We start from the raw sequence: 21,805 nt of genomic DNA, 5'->3' as shown, positions 1-21,805 counted from the left end.
CGTAAGCGCGGAGGTGTGCCGAGGGGCGCTGTTTCACGTGAAACAGCGCCCCTCGGCGTCAGGTGGTCCCGGTCGGTACTCCCCTGGCGCTTCTCCATCGGAACGTCGCCAAGGAGACCGCCGCGTAGAGCACGCCGACTCCCAGTACCACGGTGACCGAGCGCCCATCAGCGGGTAGCACCAGAGCCGACAGTGCCGCGGCGATGACGAAGGCGACATTGAACAGCACGTCGTAGAGCGAGAAGATCCTGCCTCGGAAGGCATCGTCCACCGAGGTCTGCACCACCGTGTCCGTGGCGATCTTCGCCCCCTGTGTCACGAGACCGAGCACGAAGGCCGCGACCAGCATCGGCCCGAGCACGAATGGCAGCCCCAGTGCCGGTTCCAGAACGGCGGCGGTGCCTGCGCACAGCGCCATCCAGCCGAACCTGCCCAGGCGCCCCACGGCCCAGGGAGTCATTACGGCAGCTGCGAAGAATCCCGCTGCGGAGGCTCCGAGCGCCAGCCCGAGCAGGCCCAGGCCGTCGGACTCCGAGTCGGACCATGCGTACCGGCACAGCATCAGCACCATCACGGTCAGGGCCCCGTAGCAGAACCGCATCACCGTCATGGCCGCGAGAGCGCGCGCCGCGTCCTTCCGCTCCGCCAGATGGCGCAGTCCGGCAGCCAGCCCGCGGGCGGTGTCGGCCAGCGCCTCACGAAGCCGTAGGTGGCTCGCGTCCGCATCCGGGCCGAGCAGTCGTCGCGGAAGGCTCAGCGAAGCCGCGGCCGAGGTGAGGTAGAGCGTCGCCCCCAGCAGGACCACCGCGGCATCGGACCCGTCGGCCAGAAGGCGTACGGCGAAAGCGAGACCACCCCCCGCTGTCGCTGCCAGCGTGCCGGCCGTCGGTGAGAGGGAGTTGGCGATGACGAGCCGGTCGGCGTCGACCACGCGCGGGAGCGCCGCCGACAGACCGGCGAGCACGAAGCGGTTGACCGCGGTGACGCAGAGGGCTGAGGCGTAGAAGAGCCAGGTGGGTACGGAGCTGAGGATCAGCAGGGCCGTACAGCAGGCCAGCACCGCGCGGAGGAGGTTCCCGTGCAGGAAGACCTGGCGGCGCGGCCAGCGGTCCAGGAGGACTCCGGCGAAGGGGCCGACGAGGGAGTACGGCAGCAGCAGCACCGCCATTGCCGAGGCGATGGCGCCGGGCGTCGCCTGATTCTCCGGGGAGAAGACGACGTACGTGGCGAGAGCGACCTGGTAGACGCCGTCGGCCGACTGGGAGAGAAGCCGTACCGCGAGAAGACGACGGAAGTACCGGACGCGCAGGAGCACGCGCAGATCACGCACGACAGGCATGTGAGCAAGCGTCACACATGTTGAGGGTCCCCGGGCGGATTGCCCGGGGACCCTCAACATGCGGAACAGGGAGGAGCGCTAGCGCTCATCGCCTCGTTCAGGCTGTGCGCCGTGAACGGCTGCTCAGCGCTCGACCTCGCCCGCGATGAACTTCTCGACGTTGGCCGCGGCCTCGTCGTCGAAGTACTGCACCGGCGGGGACTTCATGAAGTACGAGGACGCCGAGAGGATCGGGCCGCCGATGCCGCGGTCCTTGGCGATCTTCGCTGCGCGCACGGCGTCGATGATGACACCGGCGGAGTTCGGGGAGTCCCACACCTCGAGCTTGTACTCGAGGTTCAGCGGAACGTCGCCGAACGCGCGGCCCTCAAGGCGCACGTACGCCCACTTGCGGTCGTCCAGCCAGGCCACGTAGTCCGACGGACCGATGTGCACGTTGTCCGCACCCATCTCGCGGTCGCGGATCTGCGAGGTGACGGCCTGCGTCTTCGAGATCTTCTTGGACTCAAGGCGCTCACGCTCGAGCATGTTCTTGAAGTCCATGTTGCCGCCGACGTTCAGCTGCATCGTGCGGTCCAGGATGACACCGCGGTCCTCGAAGAGCTTCGCCATCACGCGGTGCGTGATGGTGGCGCCCACCTGGGACTTGATGTCGTCGCCGACGATCGGGACACCGGCCTCGGTGAACTTGTCCGCCCACTCCTTGGTGCCGGCGATGAAGACCGGGAGAGCGTTGACGAACGCGACCTTGGCGTCGATGGCGCACTGCGCGTAGAACTTCGCAGCGACCTCGGAACCGACGGGCAGGTAGCAGACGAGGACGTCGACCTGCTTGTCCTTGAGGACCTGGACGATGTCGACCGGGGCCTCGGCGGACTCCTCGATCGTCTGGCGGTAGTACTTGCCCAGACCGTCGTGGGTGTGGCCGCGCTGAACGGTCACGCCCGTGTTCGGCACATCGGCGATCTTGATGGTGTTGTTCTCGCTGGCGCCGATGGCGTCCGCGAGGTCGAGGCCGACCTTCTTCGCGTCGACGTCGAAGGCGGCGACGAACTCGACGTCGCTGACGTGGTACTCGCCGAACTGGACGTGCATCAGACCGGGCACCTTGCCGGCCGGATCGGCGTCCTTGTAGTACTCGACGCCCTGCACCAGCGAGGCGGCGCAGTTGCCTACACCAACGATGGCTACGCGAACCGAACCCATGCCGATTGCTCCCTGTGTGTTCTCGGTGTTCCCCACTGAGCCCTTGCGGACCTGCGGGGTTTTCACTTGGTGGTGTCGTCGGACGGATCCGGCCGGGTGGAATCCCGGTGCCGGGGCAGGCCGCCCGCTTCTGCTGATGTGTCCTGCTGAGGGGAACCCTCGGTCGGGGGCCTTCGCTGGTCCCGTCCTGAGCGTTCGCTCTCGATGAGCTCGTTCAGCCAGCGCACTTCGCGCTCCACGGACTCCATGCCGTGCCGCTGCAGCTCAAGCGTGTAGTCGTCGAGTCGTTCACGGGTGCGGGCGAGCGAGGCGCGCATCTTCTCGAGGCGTTCCTCGAGCCTGCTGCGCCGGCCCTCCAGCACGCGCATCCGCACGTCCCGCTCCGTCTGCCCGAAGAAGGCGAAACGAGCCGCGAAGTGCTCGTCCTCCCAAGAGTCCGGGCCGGTGTGCGAGAGGAGCTCCTCGAAGTGCTCCTTACCTTCTGCCGTCAATCGATAGACGATCTTGGCCCGGCGCCCTGCGAGTGAAGACGTGGGAGCGACCGCCCGGCCCGTGGTGGGAGGAAGGTCTGCCGGAGCATTTCCCGGTTCTTCGATCAACCAGCCCTGGGCAACCAGCGTCTTGAGGCAGGGGTAGAGCGTGCCGTAACTGAAGGCGCGGAAGATCCCGAGCGAGGTGTTGAGGCGCTTGCGCAGCTCGTAACCGTGCATCGGGGATTCGCGGAGGAGGCCGAGTACGGCGAATTCGAGGATGCCTGAGCGTCTGCTCACCTTCGCCCCCTCTTCCTTCGCCGGATGCTCCCGCGGAGCTCCTGAGGGGAGCTTATGCCGCGCTGATGTATCGACTCGATACATCAGCACGATAGATCGACGAGGCCGCTTCGACAAGGGCGGCCTTCGTGAGCGGCGTCACATCACTAATTCGTAGGAAGCGACTTGCGTCATTTGGGGTGAAGTTCGGCGCAAGATGCGTTTTGGCCGTGCGTAGTCTGGGCGCCATGCAGACCACCGGGAACCGCGTGGCGCTTGTGAGCGTCAGTTATCGCGGACTGCCGGATGTGCTGCGGGTGAGCCCTCCGCAGGGTTTGTCCGTAATTCGGGGGGACCGGATCTCAACTGCCGCTTCCAGGCGCTCTCGCCTGCCCGAGGAGTAGTCGTTCGATGAGCGAGCACCGTCGCAAAACGTCGCAACCGCAAGGTGGCGGACGCGCAGCGGCCAGACGAGCCGCCCAGCCTGCCGGGCGCGACGCATCGTCACGCAGCGTTATCAATGAATCACCGTCCGACGCGTACGGCGAGGAACGCCAGTACGGCAGCCGCGCCGAGGCCCGTCGTGCCGCCCAGCGCGGTGGACGTCGCAGAGGCGCCGAGGAGCTCAGCTCCGGGGCCGGCGGCGGAGGCCGCAGGCGCGGTGGAGGCGGCGGCGGTGGCGGCCACGACGGCCCCGGCCGCGGCCGGGGAGGCCCGGGTGGCCCTCCGGGCAAGAAGCGCTTCATCGACTACCCGCGCTCCGGGAAGTACGGCTTCCGTCGCTGGGTACCGTCGTGGAAGCTCGTCTCCGGGGTGTGCCTCAGCTTCCTCGGCGTTCTGATGGGCGTGGCCGGAGTCGCGTACGCGATGGTCGTGCCGCCCAAGGTCAGTGACGCGGCCAGAGCGCAGAACAACGTCTACTACTGGGCCGACGACACGCAGATGGTCGCGACCGGTGGTGAGGTCAACCGCCAGGTGATCAGCTACGAGCAGATTCCTGCGGCCATGCGGAACGCCGTCATCTCGGCCGAGAACAAGACGTTCGAGGATGACAAGGGCATCGACCCCATGGGTATCGCCCGAGCTCTCTTCAACATGGCCAAGGGCGGTGAGACCCAGGGCGGCTCGACCATCACCCAGCAGTACGTGAAGAACTCGATGCTCTCCCAGGACCAGACCGTCAGCCGTAAGTTCAAGGAGCTGTTCATCACCCTCAAGGTCGGAGGGACGATGCGGAAGAACGACGTGATGGCCGGCTACCTCAACGTCTCGTACTACGGCCGGGGTGCCTGGGGACTGCAGGCCGCGGCCCGTACGTACTACAACAAGGACGCCAAGGACCTCGACCCGAGCCAGTGCGCCTTCCTGGCCACGCTGCTCAAGGGAGCGACCTACTTCGACCCGGCCGGTGCCCCCGAGGTCGACAGCGAGAGGGCCACCAAGGAGAAGAACCGGAAGCGCGCGGAGGAGCGCTGGACGTGGATCCTTGACGAGCAGGTCAAGGACGGCACGATGGAGGAGGCGGAGCGCGCGACGTACGACGAGTTCCCCATGCCGCTGTCGCCGCGGCAGAACGCGCAGCTGGGTGGTCAGACCGGGTATCTGGTCGACCTCGCCAAGTCGTACGTCCTCAACAACACCGACATCACCGCCGACGAACTCGCCCAGGGCGGGTACGAGATCCACACGACCTTCAAGAAGAACCGGGTCGAGCAGCTCCGTAAGGCCGTCGAGGACGTCGACAAGGCGAACATCGACCCGAAGAAGCGCCCCGACAAGGACACCCACGTCCAGTTCGGTGGAGCGTCGATCAACCCGAGCACCGGAGCGATCGAGGCCACGTACGGTGGCCGGGACGCGACAAAGCACTACACCAACAACGCGGACCCGACCGGTGCGCAGGTGGGCTCGACCTTCAAGCCGTTCGTGCTGGCCGCCGCCATGGAGTACGGGAAGCGCAACCCCCGCCTCGGCGAGGCGCAGGAGAAGTCGGACCGCACGCCGGTCTCTCCGGAGAGCATCTACAACGGCGACAACCTGCTGGAGATCAAGAAGTACAACGGCGAGGTGTGGAAGGGCGACGACGACAAGCCGTGGCTCCAGACCAACGACGGCGACGAGTCCTACGGCGACATCGACCTGCGCAAGGCCATGGAGCAGTCCGCCAACTCCCCCTTCGTACAGCTCGGTATGGACGTCGGCACCGACAAGGTGAAGGACGTCGCCATGGCTGTCGGACTGCGCGACGACGACTACATGGCCGACTCGCACGTTCCGTCGTTCTCCATCGGTACGTCGTCGCCGAGCGTCATCCGGATGGCGGGCGCGTACGCGACGTTCGCCACCAGCGGTCTGCAGCGTGAACCCTTCTCGGTCACCAAGGTCCTGGAGAAGGGCACGCCCGTCTACCAGCACGAGTCCAAGCAGAAGCGCGCGCTCGACCCGATCATCGCGGACAACGTCACCGATGTGCTGAAGAACGTCGTCGAGAACGGGACGGGCACGCCGGCGAAACTGCCCGGCCGCGACGTGGCGGGGAAGACGGGTACCACGGACGGCAACCGGTCGGCGTGGTTCGTCGGCTACACCCCGCAGCTGTCCACCGCCATCAGCATGTTCCGCCTGGACGACGACGAGAAGAACAAGGAGCGCGAGTTCCTCAAGATGTTCGGCACCGGTGGCGAGGAGAAGATCCACGGTGCTTCGTTCCCGGCGCAGATCTGGCACAACTTCATGGCCACGGCGATGAAGGGCCAGAAGGTCAAGAACTTCCCGAAGCCTGAGCCGTGGGGCGAGAAGATGTACGGCGGGGGTGCGGCCAGCCCGACGCCGACGCCGAGCGTCACCGCCTCCCCGACCCCCTCGGACGAGCCGACGACTCCTTCCCCGGCCCCGACGACACCTTCCCCGACCCCGACGCCGAGCAACACCTGCGGCATGTGGGGCTCGGAGGACTGCAAGGACAACGGCGGCGCCAACGCCGGTACGGACGACGGCGGGACCACCGAGGGGACGATCGAGGGAAGCGATACGTCCGGGACCACCGACGGATCCGATACCACCGGCACGACGGGTGAGACGACCGACGGTGGCGACAACGGCGGGAACGGCAACGGGAACGGCGGACTGTTCGGGGGCGGCGGATAGCCCGGCCCCGGCCGGACAGCGCCCGGCGACGGGCCTGTCCTACGACGACGGCGAGGGCCGCCGCACCACCAGGTGCGGCGGCCCTCGCCGTGTCCCGGGGCGGCCCACGCCTCGCGCACAGCCCCGTACGGCAGGATGTGCGGCATGCCAAGCGCAGAAGACACGAGCGTGCATCAGGAGCGGCCCGTCGTGCGGCCCACGCACCGGGACGAGATCGCCGCGGCCGGCAGCGAACTGATCGGCGGACGAGTGGGCCGCTGGGCCCTGCTCGGCAAGGGCCCTCTGACACCTGTGCGTGTCATCGCGCTGGTCGCGATCGGGATGTTCGCGCTCGGCATGGTGCAGAAGATCCCCTGCTACGAGTGGGCCTGGTTCAGGGGCACGACCTCGCAGTACACGCACGCCTGCTACTCCGACATTCCGCATCTGTACATCGGGCGCGGCTTCGCCGAAGGCCTCGTGCCGTACTTCGATCAGCTGCCCGGCGACATGAAGTACCTCGAGTACCCCGTCCTGACCGGTCTGTTCATGCAGGTCGCGTCCTGGCTGACGCTGACGCCCGACAGCGACCCCGTACAGCAGCGCGAGCAGATGTACTGGATGGTCAACGCGGGCATGCTGATGGTCTGCGCCGTCATCACGGCGGTGTGCGTCGCGCGGACGCACCGCCGGCGTCCCTGGGACGGCCTGCTGGTCGCTCTGGCGCCCGCCCTGGCCCTCACCGCCACGATCAACTGGGACCTGCTGGCTGTCGCGCTGACGGCCGCGGCGATGCTGATGTGGTCCCGGGGGCGGGCCCTCGCGTTCGGCCTTCTCATCGGGCTGGCAACGGCCGCGAAGTTCTACCCCGCGCTGCTGCTCTGGCCGGTCCTGCTGCTGTGCTGGCGGGCGGGCAGGTGGCGGGCGTTCTTCCACGCCGCGCTGGGTGCGGCCGCCGCCTGGCTGGCGGTCAACCTGCCCGTGATGGTGTTCGCGCCTGAGGGCTGGAAGAAGTTCTACACCTTCAACCGGGAGCGGCCGCTCGACTTCGGTTCCTTCTGGCTGATCATCACGCAGCGCACGGGCGTGGCCATCGACGTCGACACGGTGAACCTGGGGTCGACCCTGCTGATGGTGGTGGCCCTGCTGGCACTGGCGGGTCTGACCCTGGCGGCTCCGCGCCGGCCGCGCTTCGCGCAGCTCGCGCTCCTGCTCGTCGCGGCCTTCGTCCTGACGAACAAGGTGTACTCACCCCAGTACGTGCTCTGGCTCATTCCGCTCGTCGCCCTGGCCAGGCCGCGCTGGCGCGACTTCCTCATCTGGCAGGCATGCGAGTGCATGTACTTCCTGGGGATCTGGCTGTACCTCGCGTACACGACCAGCGGCGACAAGCACCAGGGGCTGCCGGAGGAGGGCTACCAGATCGCGATCGTCCTGCACCTGCTGGGAACGCTGTACATCTGCGCGGTCGTCGTCCGGGACATCCTCGTGCCGGACCGCGATCCCGTACGGCGCGACGGGTCCGACGATCCGTCGGGCGGTGTTATCGACAACGCCCCGGACGTCTTCGTACTGGGAGAGGCGTCGCGTCCGGCGCGGCACGCCGCCCACATGGCCGTGGGGCAGCGTGTGGAGTGGGGCGCCGCGCGGGGGCCGGCCGCCGACTGAGGGGCGGCCGCCCCCGTCGTGATCAGCGGTCGACGAGGCGGTCGAACTGGGTGGTCGTGTGGCGCAGATGGGCCACCAGTTCGTCGCCGACCTTCGGCTCCTGCGCGTCGGACGGCACGAACAGGATCGAGACCTGCATGTGCGGCGGCTCGGCGAACCAGCGCTGCTTGCCCGCCCAGACGAACGGCGAGAGATTCCGGTTGACCGTGGCCAGGCCGGCCCGGGCCACGCCCTTGGCACGCGGCATCACACCGTGCAGGGCCTTGGGGGCCTCCAGGCCGACGCCGTGGGACGTACCGCCGGCCACGACGACCAGCCAGCCGTCGGACGCCGCCTTCTGCTGGCGGTAGCCGAAACGGTCACCCTTGACGACCGGCGTGACGTCGAGGACGGCGCCCCGGTACTCGGTCGCCTCGTGATCGCCGAGCCACAGCCGCGTACCGATGCGGGCGCGGAAGCGGGTCTGCGGGAACTGTTGCTGCAGCCGCGTCAGCTCCTCGGACCGCAGATGGCTGACGAACATGGTGTGCAGCGGCAGCCTGGCCGCGCGCAGCCGGTCCATCCAGCCGATGACTTCCTCGACCGCGTCCGAGCCGTCGGTGCGATCCAGCGGCAGGTGCAGGGCGAAGCCTTCGAGCCGTACGTCCTCGATGGCGGCGTGCAGCTGCCCCAGCTCCTCCTCCTTCACACCGTGGCGCTTCATCGAGCTCATGCACTCGATGACGACGCGGGCTCCCACGAGCGCGTGGACACCGTCGACGGAGGAGACCGAACGGATGACGCGGTCGGGCAGCGGCACCGGCTCCTCGCCCCGCCGGAACGGGGTGAGGACGAGCAGGTCGCCGCTGAACCAGTCCTTGATACGAGCTGCCTCGTAGGTGGTTCCGACGGCGAGCGTGTCGGAGCCGAAGCGGATCGCCTCGTCGGCGAGCCGCTCGTGCCCGAAGCCGTATCCGTTGCCCTTGCAGACCGGTACGAGACCGGGGAACTGGTCGAGCACGGACTTCTGGTGCGCCCGCCAGCGTGCGGTGTCTACGTAGAGGGAGAGCGCCATGGCCGGCCCGGAACCTTTCTTGTGGCTGCGGTGTATCAGAGGTATGCGGAACGAACTGAAGCGTGCGTCGCGGGGGTCAGCGGCGCGACATGTAGATGTCCAGTGCCTTGTGCAGCAGCTTGTTGAGCGGGAAGTCCCACTCGCCGACGTATTCGACCGCCTCGCCGCCGGTTCCCACCTTGAACTGGATCAGGCCGAAGAGGTGATCGGTCTCGTCCAGCGAGTCGCTGATGCCGCGCAGGTCGTAGACCGTCGCGCCCATCGCGTAGGAGTCGCGCAACATGCGCCACTGCATCGCGTTCGAGGGCCGGACCTCACGGCCGATGTTGTCGGACGCGCCGTACGAGTACCAGACGTGCCCGCCGACGACGAGCATCGTGGCCGCGGACAGGTTCACCCCGTTGTGCCGCGCGAAGTACAGGCGCATCCGGTTGGGGTCCTCGGAGTTGAGGACCTTCCACATGCGCTCGAAGTACGAGAGCGGGCGCGGCCGGAAGTGGTCGCGGATCGCGGTGATCTCGTACAGCCGCTGCCATTCGGCGAGGTCCTCGTAGCTGCCCTGGACGACCTCGACACCGGCCTTGTCGGCCTTCTTGATGTTGCGGCGCCACAGCTGGTTGAAGCCCTTGAGGACGTCTTCGAGGGAGCGGTTGGCCAGCGGCACCTGGAAGACGTAGCGGGGCTGCACGTCGCCGAAACCGGCGCCGCCGTCCTCGCCCTGCTGCCAGCCCATCTTGCGGAGCCGGTCCGAGACCTCGAAGGCGCGGGGCTCGATGTGGGAGGCCTCGACGTCGCGCAGGCGCTTCACGTCCGGGTCCTGGATGCCCGACTTGATGGCGGCCGAGTCCCAGCGCCGGATGACGACGGGCGGGCCCATCTTCACGGAGAAGGCGCCCTGCTGCTTGAGGTGGGCGAGCATCGGCTGGAGCCAGTCGTCCAGGTTCGGCGCGTACCAGTTGATGACCGGGCCCTCGGGGAGGTACGCGAGATACCTCTTGATCTTGGGCAGCTGGCGGTACAGGACCAAGCCGGCGCCGACCATCTCGCCGCTCTTGTCGAACCATCCCAGGTTCTCCGAGCGCCATTCGGTCTTCACGTCAGCCCACGCCGGGACCTGGCAGTGACTGGCCGAGGGCAGGCTCTGGATGTACGCCAGATGCTGTTCTCGGCTGATGGTCCTCAGGGTCAGGCTCATGCGGGGCGCTCCTCGGCAGGTGTGTCCCCATCGGTCAGGGGCTCCGGCTCTCGCGCCGAAGCCTACTGTGACCGGGGAGCGCCCCGTCTGGCACTACGGGCCCCGACTCGGCAGCCGGGTGAAGGACCCCTCAGCCGAGCACGCCTCCGAAGAGGCCGCCGTGGGCCATCCCGAGGAAGAACCCGATGGCCGAGGCACCGAGCCCGACGATCAGTGGGAACCTCTCGCGCGTGGTCACCGAGACGTACTGCCCGTAGGCACCCGTAAGGATTCCGATCAGTCCGGCCCAGGAGCTGATCAGGTGCAGGTTGTGGAACATCGCGGTCACGAAGGCGACCGCGCCCAGCACCAGGGTCACCGCCACAAGGCTGTCCTGGAGTGGATGAGCCTTGCCATCCGTGGCGAAGAGGGAAACGGAAGAACGGCGTCGCATTGCGTGTGCCATGGAGAACCTCCCGGATCGAAGGCGGCGCACCTTAGCGCCGCTCACACCCGATGTGTACAGATTGCGGCTCCTGAGCACCGGATTTCAACCGGAAGCCCCTCTGCGGGTAGTCTGGACGGTCTGCACCTGTGTCTGCCCCGGGTCGGCTCGGCAGTTTCCTCTCCATGGAGGGCGTTGTCAGTGCCGACTGTTCTACTCGGAGACACACGTGCTTACGCATCACGACCCTCCTGCCACGGAACGACCGTGGCCGCTGAGTCCAAAGGAGGTGGGTTCCACATGCGTCACTACGAGGTGATGGTCATCCTCGACCCCGATCTCGAGGAGCGCGCAGTCTCCCCGTTGATCGAGAACTTCCTCTCCGTCGTCCGTGAGGGCAACGGAAAGGTTGAGAAGGTCGACACCTGGGGCCGTCGTCGTCTCTCTTACGAGATCAAGAAGAAGCCTGAGGGCATCTACTCGGTCATCGACCTGCAGGCTGAGCCCGCAGTCGTCAAGGAGCTCGACCGACAGATGAACCTGAACGAGTCGGTCCTCCGGACCAAGGTCCTCCGCCCCGAGACCCACTGAGCTTCTAGCTCAGCGGTCATCGGGTTCGAGTAGCAGCAAGCAGCCAGAAGCAATCCCCGCCGAGAGGTTCACCCATGGCAGGCGAGACCGTCATCACGGTCGTCGGCAATCTCGTCGACGACCCCGAGCTGCGCTTCACCCCGTCCGGTGCGGCGGTCGCGAAGTTCCGTGTCGCGTCCACTCCCCGCATCTTCGACCGTCAGACCAATGAGTGGAAGGACGGTGAGGGCCTGTTCCTCACCTGCTCGGTCTGGCGTCAGGCGGCGGAGAACGTCGCGGAGTCGCTCCAGCGAGGCATGCGCGTTGTCGTGCAGGGCCGGCTGAAGCAGCGGTCCTACGAGGACCGTGAGGGCGTCAAGCGCACGGTCTACGAGCTGGACGTCGAGGAAGTCGGCCCCAGCCTGAAGAGCGCCACGGCGAAGGTCACCAAGACCACAGGTCGCGGTGGCCAGGGCCAGGGCGGCCAGGGTGGATACGGCGGTGGCCAGCAGGGCGGCGGCAACTGGGGCGGCGGTCCCGGTGCCGGCGGTCAGCAGGGCGGCGGCGGTGCTCCCGCCGACGACCCGTGGGCCACTGGCGCACCGGCCGGCGGCCAGCAAGGCGGGGGTCAGCAGAGCGGCGGAGGCAACTGGGGCGGAAGCTCCGGTGGCTCCGGTGGATCTGCTGGTTCCGGCGGCGGCTACTCGGACGAGCCGCCCTTCTAGGGCAGCTCGTACCCCCACTTCTTGATCACACAGGAGAAACACCATGGCGAAGCCGCCTGTGCGCAAGCCTAAGAAGAAGGTCTGCGCGTTCTGCAAGGACAAGACCCAGTACGTGGACTACAAGGACACGAACATGCTGCGGAAGTTCATTTCCGACCGTGGCAAGATCCGTGCCCGCCGCGTCACCGGCAACTGCACGCAGCACCAGCGTGACGTCGCCACGGCTGTCAAGAACAGCCGTGAGATGGCGCTGCTGCCCTACACGTCCACCGCGCGATAAGGGAAGGGTGACCGAATCATGAAGATCATCCTCACCCACGAGGTCTCCGGCCTCGGTGCTGCAGGCGACGTCGTTGACGTCAAGGACGGGTACGCCCGTAACTACCTGGTTCCGCGTGGCTTTGCCATCCGCTGGACCAAGGGTGGCGAGAAGGACGTGGCGCAGATCCGCCGCGCCCGCAAGATCCACGAGATCGCGACGATCGAGCAGGCCAACGAGATCAAGGCCAAGCTCGAGGCCGTCAAGGTTCGTCTGGCTGTTCGCTCCGGCGACGCCGGCCGTCTCTTCGGCTCCGTCACCCCGGCCGACATCGCCTCGGCGATCAAGGCTGCCGGTGGTCCGGACGTCGACAAGCGTCGCGTTGAGCTCGGCTCGGCGATCAAGACGCTTGGCGGACACCAGGTGTCCGTGCGTCTGCACCCCGAGGTCGCTGCGAAGCTCGGCATCGAGGTCGTTGCTGCCTAAGGGCACAGCTCATCAGAGCTAGGTGAAGGGCCGCACCCCATGGGTGCGGCCCTTCGTCGTTCCCGGCCCCGCTCGGCTTGAAGCGCGGGTCCGTTTCACGTGAAACGTGAGATCCGCTCAGGGCGTCCGGATGCACGTCCGGAGCGGAGTCCGGATGTGCGTCCGCACCAGCGCTTCCATGTCAGCGCGTCGCGCCGGTGACGATCCACCGTCCCGAGCGTGCGCGCAGCCAGAGGGTTACCAGCCGAACGGCCATCATCAGGGTCATCGCCCACCACAGAGCCGTGAGGCCACCGCCGAACGTGGGGATCAGGAGAGCCACCGGAGCGAACACCGCCAGAGTGACCAGCATCGCCCAGGCGAGGTAGCGGCCGTCTCCGGCACCCATCAGCACGCCGTCCAGGACGAAGACCACCCCGGCGATCGGCTGCGAGAGTGCCACCACCAGCAGAGCGGGGAAGAGCGTGTCCCGCACGGACGGGTCGCTGGTGAAGAGCGGGATGAACAGGGGGCGTGCCAGCACGATCAGGATGCCCAGGGCGACGCCGGCCATGATTCCCCACTCGACCATGCGACGGCAGGCCTCGCGGGCGCCCTTGGCGTCGTTCGCGCCGAGGTAGCGGCCGATGATGGCCTGGCCTGCGATGGCGATGGCGTCGAGAGCGAACGCCGTGAGGCTCCACAGCGCGAGGATGACCTGGTGGGCGGCGATGTGTGTGTCGCCGAGACGGGCCGCGACAGCGGTGGCGATCATCAGGACGGCACGCAGGGACAGCGTCCGGATCAGCAGGGGCACGCCTGCTTGTGCGCTGGCCCTGATGCCGGCGGCGTCGGGTCGCAGGGAGGCGCCGTGGCGCTTCGCGCCCCTTACGACCACGACGAGGTAGGCGGTGGCCATGCCGACCTGGGCGATCACCGTTCCCCAGGCGGAGCCCGCGATGCCGAGGTCCGCGCCATAGACGAGGACCACATTGAGGAAGCCGTTGGCGGCGAAGCCGCCGATGGCGACGTAGAGCGGGGTCCTGGTGTCCTGGAGGCCTCGCAGGACACCGGTGGCCGCCAGGACGACCAGCATGGCCGGGATCCCGAGACTGGAGATCCGCAGATACGTCGTCGCGTACGGAGCGGCGGTGTCGGAGGCGCCGAACACATCGACGAGCCAGGGTGCGGTGGGGAGGGTGACGGCGACGACCGCGGCCCCGAGCAGGAGCGCCAGCCAGATTCCGTCCATGCCCTGACGGATCGCGGACGGCAGATCTCCCGCGCCCACCCGTCGGGCGACCGCCGCAGTGGTCGCGTAGGCGAGGAAGACGAAGACGCTGACGCCGGTCATCAGCAGGGCCGCGGCGACACCCAGGCCGGCCAGCTGTGGCGTTCCCAGATGCCCGACGATGGCGCTGTCGACCATCACGAAAAGGGGCTCGGCGACGAGTGCGCCGAAGGCCGGAACGGCGAGGGCGACGATCTCCCGGTCGTGCCGTCGGCGGCTGAGTGAGGACGTCACGGGGGCCTTGGTCATGAGTGCCAATCTAATCTTCCACAGGTAAGAGATGCAATGGTGCTGCACTCCTTACTTTCGTCACCGTCCGGAGTTCTGCTGTGCACCGTTTGCCGTGATCTTGATCTGAGTGCAAAAGAATTTCTTCCCCACAGCCAGTGGACGGCAAAAGTGCAGGTCAGGGCTGTGGTGGTGAGGCTGGTATGAGTTTGTCCACAGTGCTGTCCCCCGGTCCGTACACAGGTTCCGAGGAGTTCTCCACAGCATCTGGCCCGTCGTCCACATGCCCTGTGGATAACCAGATTGGCTGACGGTGCTGAGCGGCCTACCGTGGTCCGGCGCCCGCACTCCGAAATGGCCTTGGAGCCCCGCAGAACTCTTCGTGCCGGAACCGGAGTCGGGCGTCTTGTTTGTCGGTGCCGTGCCGTAAGAAAGAGTGGCACGGCTAGGTCCGCGAAGCGGACGGGAGGAGGTGGCCGGGTGAGTATCCCTGAGCCTTTGGACGACCCCTGGGCCGACACCGGTCCCAGTGACCGTCTGCCCGTTTCCCGTAAGCGCCGCGGTGACGGCAAGGGGCGCGACGAACAGCACGACCGGGGTCGCGAGGGCAGCTGGGACGGTGGCTCTCCCGGCTTCGAGCGTGTCCCTCCGCAGGACCTGGACGCCGAGCAGTCGGTGCTGGGCGGAATGCTGCTGTCCAAGGACGCCATCGCCGACGTCGTCGAGATCATCAAGGGCCACGACTTCTACCGCCCGGCCCACGAGACCGTCTACACCGCGATCCTCGACCTGTACGCCAAGGGCGAGCCGGCCGACCCGATCACCGTGGCGGCGGAGCTGGTCAAGCGCGGCGAGATCACCAAGGTCGGCGGAGCCCCGTACCTGCACACCCTCGTGCAGTCGGTGCCGACCGCGGCGAACGCGTCGTACTACGCGGAGATCGTCCACGAGCGCGCCGTACTGCGCCGTCTCGTCGAGGCGGGCACGAAGATCACGCAGATGGGATACGCCGCCGACGGGGACGTCGACGAGATCGTCAACTCCGCCCAGGCCGAGATCTACGCCGTCACCGAGCAGCGCACCAGCGAGGACTACCTGCCGCTGGGCGACATCATGGAGGGCGCTCTCGACGAGATCGAGGCGATCGGATCGCGCAGCGGTGAGATGACCGGTGTGCCGACCGGTTTCACCGACCTCGACGCCCTGACGAACGGCCTGCACCCCGGCCAGATGATCGTGATCGCGGCCCGCCCGGCCATGGGTAAGTCCACGCTGGCCCTGGACTTCGCCCGGGCGTGCTCGATCAAGAGCAATCTGCCCAGCGTGATCTTCTCCCTGGAAATGGGACGCAACGAGATCGCGATGCGACTCCTGTCCGCCGAGGCCCGGGTCGCGCTCCACCACATGCGCTCGGGCACGATGACGGACGAGGACTGGACGCGGCTGGCCCGCCGTATGCCGGACGTCTCCGCGGCCCCGCTCTACATCGATGACTCGCCGAACCTCTCCATGATGGAGATCCGGGCGAAGTGCCGGCGCCTCAAGCAGCGCAACGACCTCAAGCTCGTGGTCATCGACTACCTGCAGCTGATGCAGTCCGGTGGCTCCAAGCGTGCCGAGAGCCGCCAGCAGGAGGTCTCGGACATGTCCCGAAACCTCAAGCTTCTGGCCAAGGAGCTGGAGCTCCCGGTGATCGCGCTCTCCCAGCTGAACCGTGGCCCCGAGCAGCGTACGGACAAGAAGCCGATGGTCTCCGACCTCCGTGAGTCCGGCTCCATCGAGCAGGACGCCGACATGGTGATCCTGCTGCACCGCGAGGACGCCTACGAGAAGGAGTCACCGCGCGCGGGGGAGGCCGACCTGATCGTGGCCAAGCACCGTAACGGTCCGACGGCGACGATCACCGTGGCGTTCCAGGGTCACTACTCGCGCTTCGTGGACATGGCGCAGACCTGATCCCAGGGTGCTGTGGCGTCTCGGGATGAGACGGACTCCGACTTGAAGTCCCAGACAGCCTGCCAGCTACGCAGGTGAGCGCCGCATCACCTGCCGCCTACGCTGCGACAAGACACTCAGGTCCGGAAGGTCGTCGTGGTGGTGCTGAATCGGGTGAGCCGTGTGCGGGCGCTTCGTTCCGCGTTCAGCAGTCCTGAGGCGGGCCGAGTACGCGGTGCAGGCCGGGCTCGATGTCCGGGGCGCTGATCGAGCCGTAACCGAAGACGAGGCCCGGGCGCGCGGAGCGGTTCGCGGCGACCTCCGCCAGGGTGTGGACCGCCACGCCGGATGCCCGGGCCCGGAGAGCCCGGTTCGCGAGGGCGTCGGGCTCGGCGAGATGGGCCTGGGTGAATGTGGTCACGTGCAGGCCCGCGGCGGACGGCACCAGCTCGGCCAGGTCCGCGAAGTGGTCGGTGAGCGCGCGGGTGATGGCTTGGCGCCGGGTCGCGTACGTGTGCTGCATCCGGCGGATGTGCCGGGCGAGCAGCCCGTCGTCGACGAAGCGGGCGAGCGCCGCCTGCGTGGGGACCGCTGTGTGCCAGTCGGCGGTGTACTTGGCGGTGCGCAGCGCTGTGCGCAGCGGGGCGGGCGCCACCAGGAAGCCGACGCGCAGGGAGGGCAGCATCACCTTGGAGAACGACCCCACGTAGATGACGTGTCCGTCCCGGTCCAGACTCTGCAGCGTCTCGACCGGCCGCCCGCCGAACCGGAATTCGCTGTCGTAGTCGTCCTCGATGACGGCCGCGCCGTGCTGCCGCGCCCATCGCAGCAGCGCCGTCCTGCGCCGCAGGGACATCGCCATGCCGAGCGGGAACTGGTGGGCAGGGGTGACGTACACGGCGCGGGTGCCCGGCGGGATGGCGTCCACCAGCAGGCCCTCGGCGTCCACCGGTATGCCCGTGACCTCGGCGCCCTGCGCCAGGAACGCCAGCCGGGCCGGTGGGTAGCCGGGCTCTTCGACGGCCACCCGGTCGCCCGGTTCGAGCAGCACCCGCCCGATGAGGTCCAGGGCCTGCTGCGTGCCGGTGGTCACCAGCACGTCGTCCGGGCCGGTCCGAACGCCGCGAGAGAGTCCGATGTGCCGGGCGAGTGCGGCCCGCAGTCCGGCGTGGCCGGCCGGATCGCCGTATCCGACCGCGCCGGCTGCCGAAGGGCGTAGTTCCCGGGCGATCAGGGGACGCCAGGCGTCGTACGGGAAGAGCCGGGCGTCCGGCAGGCCGACCCGGAAGTCGTGGGCCGCCGTGGTCGGGCCGGTGGTCTCCGGGGCGTAGGGGTCGGCCATGCGGATGCCGTGAGTGGTACCGGGACAGTCCTCGCCGGCGGACTCGACGAGGCCCTGGAATCCGCACGTGTCGTCGGACGTCATGCCGCCCACGGCCGGGTGGGCATCGGCGGTGACCCGGACCGCATGACCTACGCGTAGCTGGATCCGGCACGGGCGAGGCGGTCCTGGCCGGTGGGCCGGCTGCCGGATACCGGGCGGAGAGAGCGGCGAGAGGCCCGGGTCCGAGGATTCAGTGGACCGTTCCCCGGTCGTCGCGCCCTCACGCCGGCCACGTCGCACGGACGTCGGCATCTCTCCGTCAGGAGTACGCACATGCGTCTTCGTCGTCTCGCCGCCGTCGCCGTTCTCGCGTCCGCCATGGCCGGATCCGCCACCGCCGCCTCGGCGGCCAAGCCGCCGCCGAACGAGAACTACCTGACCGACGTCAAGTACGACGCCGTCACCTTCGGTATGTCCAGGCAGCAGGTCGAGGACCTCATGGGGCCTGATCCGCACTGTTCCGGCGGGGCGGCCGGCCTGATGTGCTGGACGTCGAACGCCTCCGTCGACCAGACGGCGACGTTCGTCTTCAACGGCAGCGGCCAGCTGTACAAGAAGGAGAAGGGGTACAGCTTCGCCTACGGCTGGTACACCTACGACCTGCCCCGGACCATGACCAGGACGCAGTACGACGGCTTCGCCGAGGGAGACCTGCTGGCCGATGTCAACGCCGTCACCGACGGCACCGCGTGCACCGACATATGGGTCGAGCAGCCCAACTACCCGTCCTCCGAAGGCTGGAAGACCATGGTTCAGTGCGCCGGGACCATCGACGAGTCCTACCCGACGATCGAGTTCTTCTTCACCGACGGCCGGCTGACGAGCAAGACCTACCTCTCTCGCGACGGGCTTCGCTGAGCAGGCGGCACGGTTCAGGCGGCGAGGCCGAGGGCCAGCGCGCCCGCGACGGGGGCCATGTACACGAGCGGGAACGGGATGTGCGCGTACGAGCGGGCCCGGATCACGGTGACGACGGCGCCGGTGAAGTACAGGATGAGGCCGATGCCGGCGAGGACGCCGACGGCCGGTACGAGCAGGCCCGCCACGAGACCGGCCGCGCCCGCCGCCTTGGCCGTACCGAGCCAGATCCGCCACGGGCGGGGGGCGCCGTAGTCGGCCAGCGGCTGGACGACCCACTGGGCGCCGAGGAGGACGGAGGCCGCCGAGAAGCCGGCCGTGGCGGCGGCCAGGAGGGTGACGACGACGTGTGCGGTGGTCATGATGCGTGCTCCCATCGGGGGAGGCCGGACGCTCCGGCCGGGTGGTGGGTCCTTCACAGCTATGACCCGGCACGGCGCGCGAATGTGACGGGCGGCTGACGCGGATGTCCGAGCACCCCTGATGGGCGGGACGGGATCAGCGGGGCACGATCTGCGTGACGACGCTCTCCACCAGGTCGTCGAGTGCCGTGTCGGACAGCACTCCGGGCAGCGTGAAGTGCTCCAGGAGCACTCCGGTCATGGCCAGATAGAGCACGCGGAACGTGTCGTGGTCGCCCGGCAGCCCGGCGGCCCGGTGGAAGTCGGCGCCCGCGTCGAACTCCGCGCGCACCGTCCGCGTCAGCTGGAGGCGAAGCGCCGGCCGGCGGGTGGCTTCCAGGCGCAGTTCGAGCATGGCCAGATAGCCGGTGCGGTCGTCGGCCATGCGCCGGACCAGCCAGCGCATCAGCGAGGTGACCAGTTCCCGCGAGGGCGTGGGGCGCAGTGCCTCCTCGACCGCGGCCGGGTCCGGCGCCATACGGCTGTTGATGCGCGCGCCCGCCTGCATGAACAGGTCGTCCCGGCTCGCGAAGTAGTTGGAGGCCGTCCCCACCGGGACACCGGCCCTGGCGTCCACGGCGCGGAAGGTGAGGCCACGGGCTCCTTCGTGCGCCAGCACCTCGATGGCGGCGTCGGTGAGTGCTGTTCTGCGTTCCGGATTCCTGGCCATGGCTGATCTCCTGTCAGTTCTCCCTCGGAAAGAGGGTTGCGCAACCACTACATGTGAAGCACTATATGTGACGTGGTTGCGGCGGGGAAACGTGATGCCGCGACGACTGATGCCGACCGGCCGTCATGGCCTGCTTCGAACGGGGACCACTTGCGCAAGCTCACCTACTTCATCGCCTGCTCGATCGACGGTTTCATCGGGGACCCGAGTGGCGACGCGACATCGATGTACCGCTTCGTCGACGAGGAGTTCCTCTCCTTCCTCAAGGCGGAGCATCCGGAGACCGTCCCGGCCGAAGCGCGAAAGGCTCTGGGCTTCCACGAGGCGGAGAGCCGGCGGTTCGACACGGTGATCCAGGGGCGCGCCAGCTACCAGCTGGCGCTGGACGCCGGAATCACCAGCCCGTACTCCCACCTCCGGGAGCTCGTCGCCTCCCGCACGCTGACGGAGTCCCCGGACGCAGACGTGGAGGTGATCTCCGGCGACCTGATCGGCCGCGTGCGCGAACTCAAGGCCGAGAAAAGCGACTTGGGGATCTGGCTCTGCGGTGGCTCACAGCTCGCCGGGGAGCTGATCGACGAGGTCGACGAGCTCGTGATCAAGACCTACCCGCTGGTGTACGGCTCCGGCATGACGATGTTCGGCGCGGACTTCAACGCCCTCGAGTTCACGCTCGATGACGTACGCACCTTTGGCAACGGAGCGTTGGTCAGGACCTACAGCCGTAAGCGCTGAACTGCGGACCGGTCCCCGTGGGCCGTGGACGCGACTTCCGCGCGCCGCGAAATCGGCTCGCCAGGCGGCTGTCACCCGGGTAGTCCTTGACCATGACTTCCCCCAATGGCTCCCCCGCCGGCTCCGTCGGCGATTCCCGGAGCGAAGAGCTGCTCCCTGGTACACGACGTGCCCTGCTGCACCGCATCGCCACGGCCCAGGCCGAAGGCCGGACGCCCTCGTTCGTCGCCGCGGTGCAGCGGGAGGGGCGGACCGTCTGGAACGGTGCGCGCAGTTGCGTCGAGGGTCACGACCCCGACGCGGATACCCAGTACCGGATCGGCTCCCTCACGAAGGCGTTCACCGCTGTACTGGTGCTGCGGCTGCGGGACGAGGGGCTGCTCGACCTGGACGATCCGCTGGAGAAGCACCTCCCCGGCACCGGGGTGGGTGACGTGACAGTCTTCCAGCTTCTCGGCCACAGCGCTGGTCTGGCCGCCGAGTCTCCCGCGCCGTGGTGGGAGCGGACAGCGGGGACCGTACGTCCCGAGCTGGCGGATGTCCTCGGCGATCATCCGAGGACCCAGCCGGCCGGACGGGGGCACCACTACTCCAATCCCGGCTACACCCTGCTCGGCGCGCTGGTCGAGGCGGTACGTGGCGTCTCCTGGGCCCAGGCGCTGCGCCGGGAGATCCTGGAACCGCTGGGTATGCACCGCACGACCACGGAGCCGGTGGCTCCGCACGCGGGCGGCTGGGCCGTCCACCCCTGGGCGGACGTCATGCTGCCCGAACCTGCCGAGGACCTCGGTCTGATGGCGCCAGCAGGTCAGCTCTGGTCTACCACCGGCGACCTTCTGCGGTTCGCCGCCTTTCTCGCCGCGGGGGACGAGAAGGTCCTCGGGGCGGAGTCGGTACGGGAGATGCGGGTGCCTTCGGCCTCTCCCGCGGCTGACGAGTGGGACGGCGTCTATGGTCTGGGTCTCCAGGTCGTGCGCAGGGACGGCCGGACGCTCGTCGGTCACACCGGCTCGCTGCCGGGCTTCCTGGCGGCCCTGTGGATCTGCGTTGAGGACGATGTCGCCGCGGTCGCGCTCACCAATGCCACGTTCGGACCGCTCACTGCCGGGGTCGCCGCCGATCTCGTACGGATCGTCGCCGACGCGGAGCCCCGTATCCCCGCCCCTTGGCGTCCACTGCCCGAGATCGATTCCGAGCTACTGGCGCTGACGGGCCCTTGGTACTGGGGCACCCACGCCTACGTCCTGAAAGTGGCCGCTGACCGGGGCGTGGAGCTTCAGCCGCTGCGCGGCACGGGCCGGGGCGCCCGGTTCCGGGCCCGCCCGGACGGTACGTGGACGGGGCTCGACGGGTACTACGCGGGGGAGACACTGCGCGTCGTGCGAAACGGCGACGGCGCGGTCGACCATCTCGACCTGGGCTCCTTCGCCTTCACCCGTGAACCGTACGACCCGGGGGCGGCCGTCCCCGGGGGTGTGGACGCGGAGGGCTGGCGGGGGCTCGCCCTCTGATCCACGCCGCTA

The 21,805-nt window shown here is 68.2% G+C and carries 20 protein-coding genes; 10 read left to right on the top strand and 10 right to left on the bottom strand.

The features are described 5' to 3' along the window. Positions 1-58: 58 nt before the first annotated feature. From AB0C82_RS22355 to AB0C82_RS22345, 3 genes are all read right to left on the bottom strand, one after another. Positions 59-1,339: an MFS transporter gene (locus AB0C82_RS22355; protein ID WP_362844722.1), complete on the bottom strand. Its 1,281-nt coding sequence runs from the start codon at positions 1,337-1,339 to the stop codon at positions 59-61. Between the two features lie 123 nt (positions 1,340-1,462). Further along, complete coding sequence (locus AB0C82_RS22350) at positions 1,463-2,545, bottom strand: inositol-3-phosphate synthase (RefSeq protein ID WP_362844719.1); 1,083 nt, start codon at positions 2,543-2,545, stop codon at positions 1,463-1,465. Positions 2,546-2,607: 62 nt separating this feature from the next. Further along, positions 2,608-3,315: a helix-turn-helix transcriptional regulator gene (locus tag AB0C82_RS22345; RefSeq protein WP_362844717.1), complete on the bottom strand. Its 708-nt coding sequence runs from the start codon at positions 3,313-3,315 to the stop codon at positions 2,608-2,610. A 390-nt stretch (positions 3,316-3,705) separates the two neighbouring features. On the opposite strand from AB0C82_RS22345, the gene AB0C82_RS22340 reads away from it, so the two are divergent. Both AB0C82_RS22340 and AB0C82_RS22335 read left to right on the top strand, forming a co-directional pair. Next, complete coding sequence (locus tag AB0C82_RS22340) at positions 3,706-6,441, top strand: transglycosylase domain-containing protein (protein WP_362844715.1); 2,736 nt, start codon at positions 3,706-3,708, stop codon at positions 6,439-6,441. Positions 6,442-6,576: 135 nt separating this feature from the next. Further along, on the top strand, positions 6,577-8,088 hold the full coding sequence (locus AB0C82_RS22335; RefSeq protein WP_362844713.1) for a glycosyltransferase 87 family protein: 1,512 nt from the start codon (positions 6,577-6,579) through the stop codon (positions 8,086-8,088). A gap of 22 nt (positions 8,089-8,110) precedes the next feature. Here the strand turns inward: AB0C82_RS22335 and AB0C82_RS22330 are convergent, their stop codons facing one another. The 3 genes from AB0C82_RS22330 to AB0C82_RS22320 all read right to left on the bottom strand — a co-directional run bounded on the left by AB0C82_RS22330 (position 8,111) and on the right by AB0C82_RS22320 (position 10,782). Beyond that, positions 8,111-9,142, bottom strand: coding sequence for an alanine racemase (locus AB0C82_RS22330; protein WP_362844711.1), 1,032 nt, complete (start codon positions 9,140-9,142; stop codon positions 8,111-8,113). Positions 9,143-9,218: 76 nt separating this feature from the next. Next, a complete protein-coding gene (locus AB0C82_RS22325; RefSeq protein WP_362844708.1) occupies positions 9,219-10,337 on the bottom strand; it encodes a peptidoglycan bridge formation glycyltransferase FemA/FemB family protein in 1,119 nt (372 codons plus the stop codon). Positions 10,338-10,467: 130 nt separating this feature from the next. Beyond that, positions 10,468-10,782: a hypothetical protein gene (locus tag AB0C82_RS22320; protein ID WP_362844705.1), complete on the bottom strand. Its 315-nt coding sequence runs from the start codon at positions 10,780-10,782 to the stop codon at positions 10,468-10,470. A 279-nt stretch (positions 10,783-11,061) separates the two neighbouring features. On the opposite strand from AB0C82_RS22320, the gene rpsF reads away from it, so the two are divergent. The 4 genes from rpsF (at position 11,062) to rplI (ending at position 12,801) form a co-directional block, all read left to right on the top strand. After that, positions 11,062-11,352 (top strand): 30S ribosomal protein S6, encoded by a 291-nt coding sequence (gene rpsF, locus AB0C82_RS22315; protein WP_006604399.1) that lies wholly within the window; start codon positions 11,062-11,064, stop codon positions 11,350-11,352. A 74-nt stretch (positions 11,353-11,426) separates the two neighbouring features. Further along, positions 11,427-12,056, top strand: a complete 630-nt coding sequence (locus AB0C82_RS22310) for a single-stranded DNA-binding protein (RefSeq protein WP_362844702.1) — start codon at positions 11,427-11,429, stop codon at positions 12,054-12,056. A gap of 43 nt (positions 12,057-12,099) precedes the next feature. Beyond that, a complete protein-coding gene (rpsR, locus tag AB0C82_RS22305) occupies positions 12,100-12,336 on the top strand; it encodes a 30S ribosomal protein S18 (RefSeq protein ID WP_003967857.1) in 237 nt (78 codons plus the stop codon). An 18-nt stretch (positions 12,337-12,354) separates the two neighbouring features. Then, positions 12,355-12,801: a 50S ribosomal protein L9 gene (gene rplI, locus AB0C82_RS22300; protein ID WP_018553905.1), complete on the top strand. Its 447-nt coding sequence runs from the start codon at positions 12,355-12,357 to the stop codon at positions 12,799-12,801. Between the two features lie 181 nt (positions 12,802-12,982). On the opposite strand, the gene AB0C82_RS22295 is transcribed toward rplI, so the two are convergent. Next, positions 12,983-14,320: an MATE family efflux transporter gene (locus tag AB0C82_RS22295; protein WP_362844700.1), complete on the bottom strand. Its 1,338-nt coding sequence runs from the start codon at positions 14,318-14,320 to the stop codon at positions 12,983-12,985. A gap of 477 nt (positions 14,321-14,797) precedes the next feature. Here AB0C82_RS22295 and dnaB point away from each other — a divergent pair, with 477 nt between their 5' ends. Then, positions 14,798-16,255, top strand: coding sequence for a replicative DNA helicase (gene dnaB, locus AB0C82_RS22290; protein WP_362845188.1), 1,458 nt, complete (start codon positions 14,798-14,800; stop codon positions 16,253-16,255). 184 nt (positions 16,256-16,439) lie between these two features. Here the strand turns inward: dnaB and AB0C82_RS22285 are convergent, their stop codons facing one another. Then, a complete protein-coding gene (locus AB0C82_RS22285; protein ID WP_362844698.1) occupies positions 16,440-17,660 on the bottom strand; it encodes a PLP-dependent aminotransferase family protein in 1,221 nt (406 codons plus the stop codon). Positions 17,661-17,891: 231 nt separating this feature from the next. Between AB0C82_RS22285 and AB0C82_RS22280 the strand changes: the two genes are divergently transcribed. Beyond that, positions 17,892-18,476, top strand: coding sequence for a BLIP family beta-lactamase inhibitor (locus AB0C82_RS22280; protein ID WP_362844696.1), 585 nt, complete (start codon positions 17,892-17,894; stop codon positions 18,474-18,476). A gap of 14 nt (positions 18,477-18,490) precedes the next feature. Here AB0C82_RS22280 and AB0C82_RS22275 read toward each other — a convergent pair whose 3' ends face one another. Next, a complete protein-coding gene (locus AB0C82_RS22275) occupies positions 18,491-18,838 on the bottom strand; it encodes a DoxX family protein (RefSeq protein ID WP_362844694.1) in 348 nt (115 codons plus the stop codon). 136 nt (positions 18,839-18,974) lie between these two features. Continuing rightward, a complete protein-coding gene (locus AB0C82_RS22270) occupies positions 18,975-19,547 on the bottom strand; it encodes a TetR family transcriptional regulator (protein ID WP_362844692.1) in 573 nt (190 codons plus the stop codon). Positions 19,548-19,697: 150 nt separating this feature from the next. Between AB0C82_RS22270 and AB0C82_RS22265 the strand changes: the two genes are divergently transcribed. Together AB0C82_RS22265 and AB0C82_RS22260 are read left to right on the top strand one after the other, a co-directional pair. Then, complete coding sequence (locus AB0C82_RS22265; RefSeq protein WP_362844690.1) at positions 19,698-20,282, top strand: dihydrofolate reductase family protein; 585 nt, start codon at positions 19,698-19,700, stop codon at positions 20,280-20,282. Positions 20,283-20,374: 92 nt separating this feature from the next. After that, entirely contained in the window at positions 20,375-21,793 is a 1,419-nt protein-coding gene (locus tag AB0C82_RS22260; RefSeq protein WP_362844688.1) for a serine hydrolase domain-containing protein, read from the top strand. Positions 21,794-21,805 lie beyond the last annotated feature (12 nt).

The sequence above is a fragment of the Streptomyces sp. NPDC048560 genome, from assembly GCF_040650955.1.
Lineage (GTDB): Bacteria > Actinomycetota > Actinomycetes > Streptomycetales > Streptomycetaceae > Streptomyces.
This window is presented reverse-complemented; position numbering and strand designations above follow the sequence as displayed.

Bases quoted from the DNA above. Each gene is read 5' to 3' on its own strand.
- AB0C82_RS22355 (WP_362844722.1), bottom strand. From the start codon at position 1,339: ATGCCTGTCGTGCGTGATCTGCGCGTGCTCCTGCGCGTCCGGTACTTC.
- AB0C82_RS22350 (WP_362844719.1), bottom strand. From the start codon at position 2,545: ATGGGTTCGGTTCGCGTAGCCATCGTTGGTGTAGGCAACTGCGCCGCC.
- AB0C82_RS22340 (WP_362844715.1), top strand. From the start codon at position 3,706: ATGAGCGAGCACCGTCGCAAAACGTCGCAACCGCAAGGTGGCGGACGC.
- AB0C82_RS22335 (WP_362844713.1), top strand. From the start codon at position 6,577: ATGTGCGGCATGCCAAGCGCAGAAGACACGAGCGTGCATCAGGAGCGG.
- AB0C82_RS22330 (WP_362844711.1), bottom strand. From the start codon at position 9,142: ATGGCGCTCTCCCTCTACGTAGACACCGCACGCTGGCGGGCGCACCAG.
- AB0C82_RS22325 (WP_362844708.1), bottom strand. From the start codon at position 10,337: ATGAGCCTGACCCTGAGGACCATCAGCCGAGAACAGCATCTGGCGTAC.
- AB0C82_RS22320 (WP_362844705.1), bottom strand. From the start codon at position 10,782: ATGGCACACGCAATGCGACGCCGTTCTTCCGTTTCCCTCTTCGCCACG.
- rpsF (WP_006604399.1), top strand. From the start codon at position 11,062: ATGCGTCACTACGAGGTGATGGTCATCCTCGACCCCGATCTCGAGGAG.
- AB0C82_RS22310 (WP_362844702.1), top strand. From the start codon at position 11,427: ATGGCAGGCGAGACCGTCATCACGGTCGTCGGCAATCTCGTCGACGAC.
- rpsR (WP_003967857.1), top strand. From the start codon at position 12,100: ATGGCGAAGCCGCCTGTGCGCAAGCCTAAGAAGAAGGTCTGCGCGTTC.
- rplI (WP_018553905.1), top strand. From the start codon at position 12,355: ATGAAGATCATCCTCACCCACGAGGTCTCCGGCCTCGGTGCTGCAGGC.
- AB0C82_RS22295 (WP_362844700.1), bottom strand. From the start codon at position 14,320: ATGACCAAGGCCCCCGTGACGTCCTCACTCAGCCGCCGACGGCACGAC.
- AB0C82_RS22285 (WP_362844698.1), bottom strand. From the start codon at position 17,660: ATGACGTCCGACGACACGTGCGGATTCCAGGGCCTCGTCGAGTCCGCC.
- AB0C82_RS22280 (WP_362844696.1), top strand. From the start codon at position 17,892: ATGCGTCTTCGTCGTCTCGCCGCCGTCGCCGTTCTCGCGTCCGCCATG.
- AB0C82_RS22275 (WP_362844694.1), bottom strand. From the start codon at position 18,838: ATGACCACCGCACACGTCGTCGTCACCCTCCTGGCCGCCGCCACGGCC.
- AB0C82_RS22270 (WP_362844692.1), bottom strand. From the start codon at position 19,547: ATGGCCAGGAATCCGGAACGCAGAACAGCACTCACCGACGCCGCCATC.
- AB0C82_RS22260 (WP_362844688.1), top strand. From the start codon at position 20,375: ATGACTTCCCCCAATGGCTCCCCCGCCGGCTCCGTCGGCGATTCCCGG.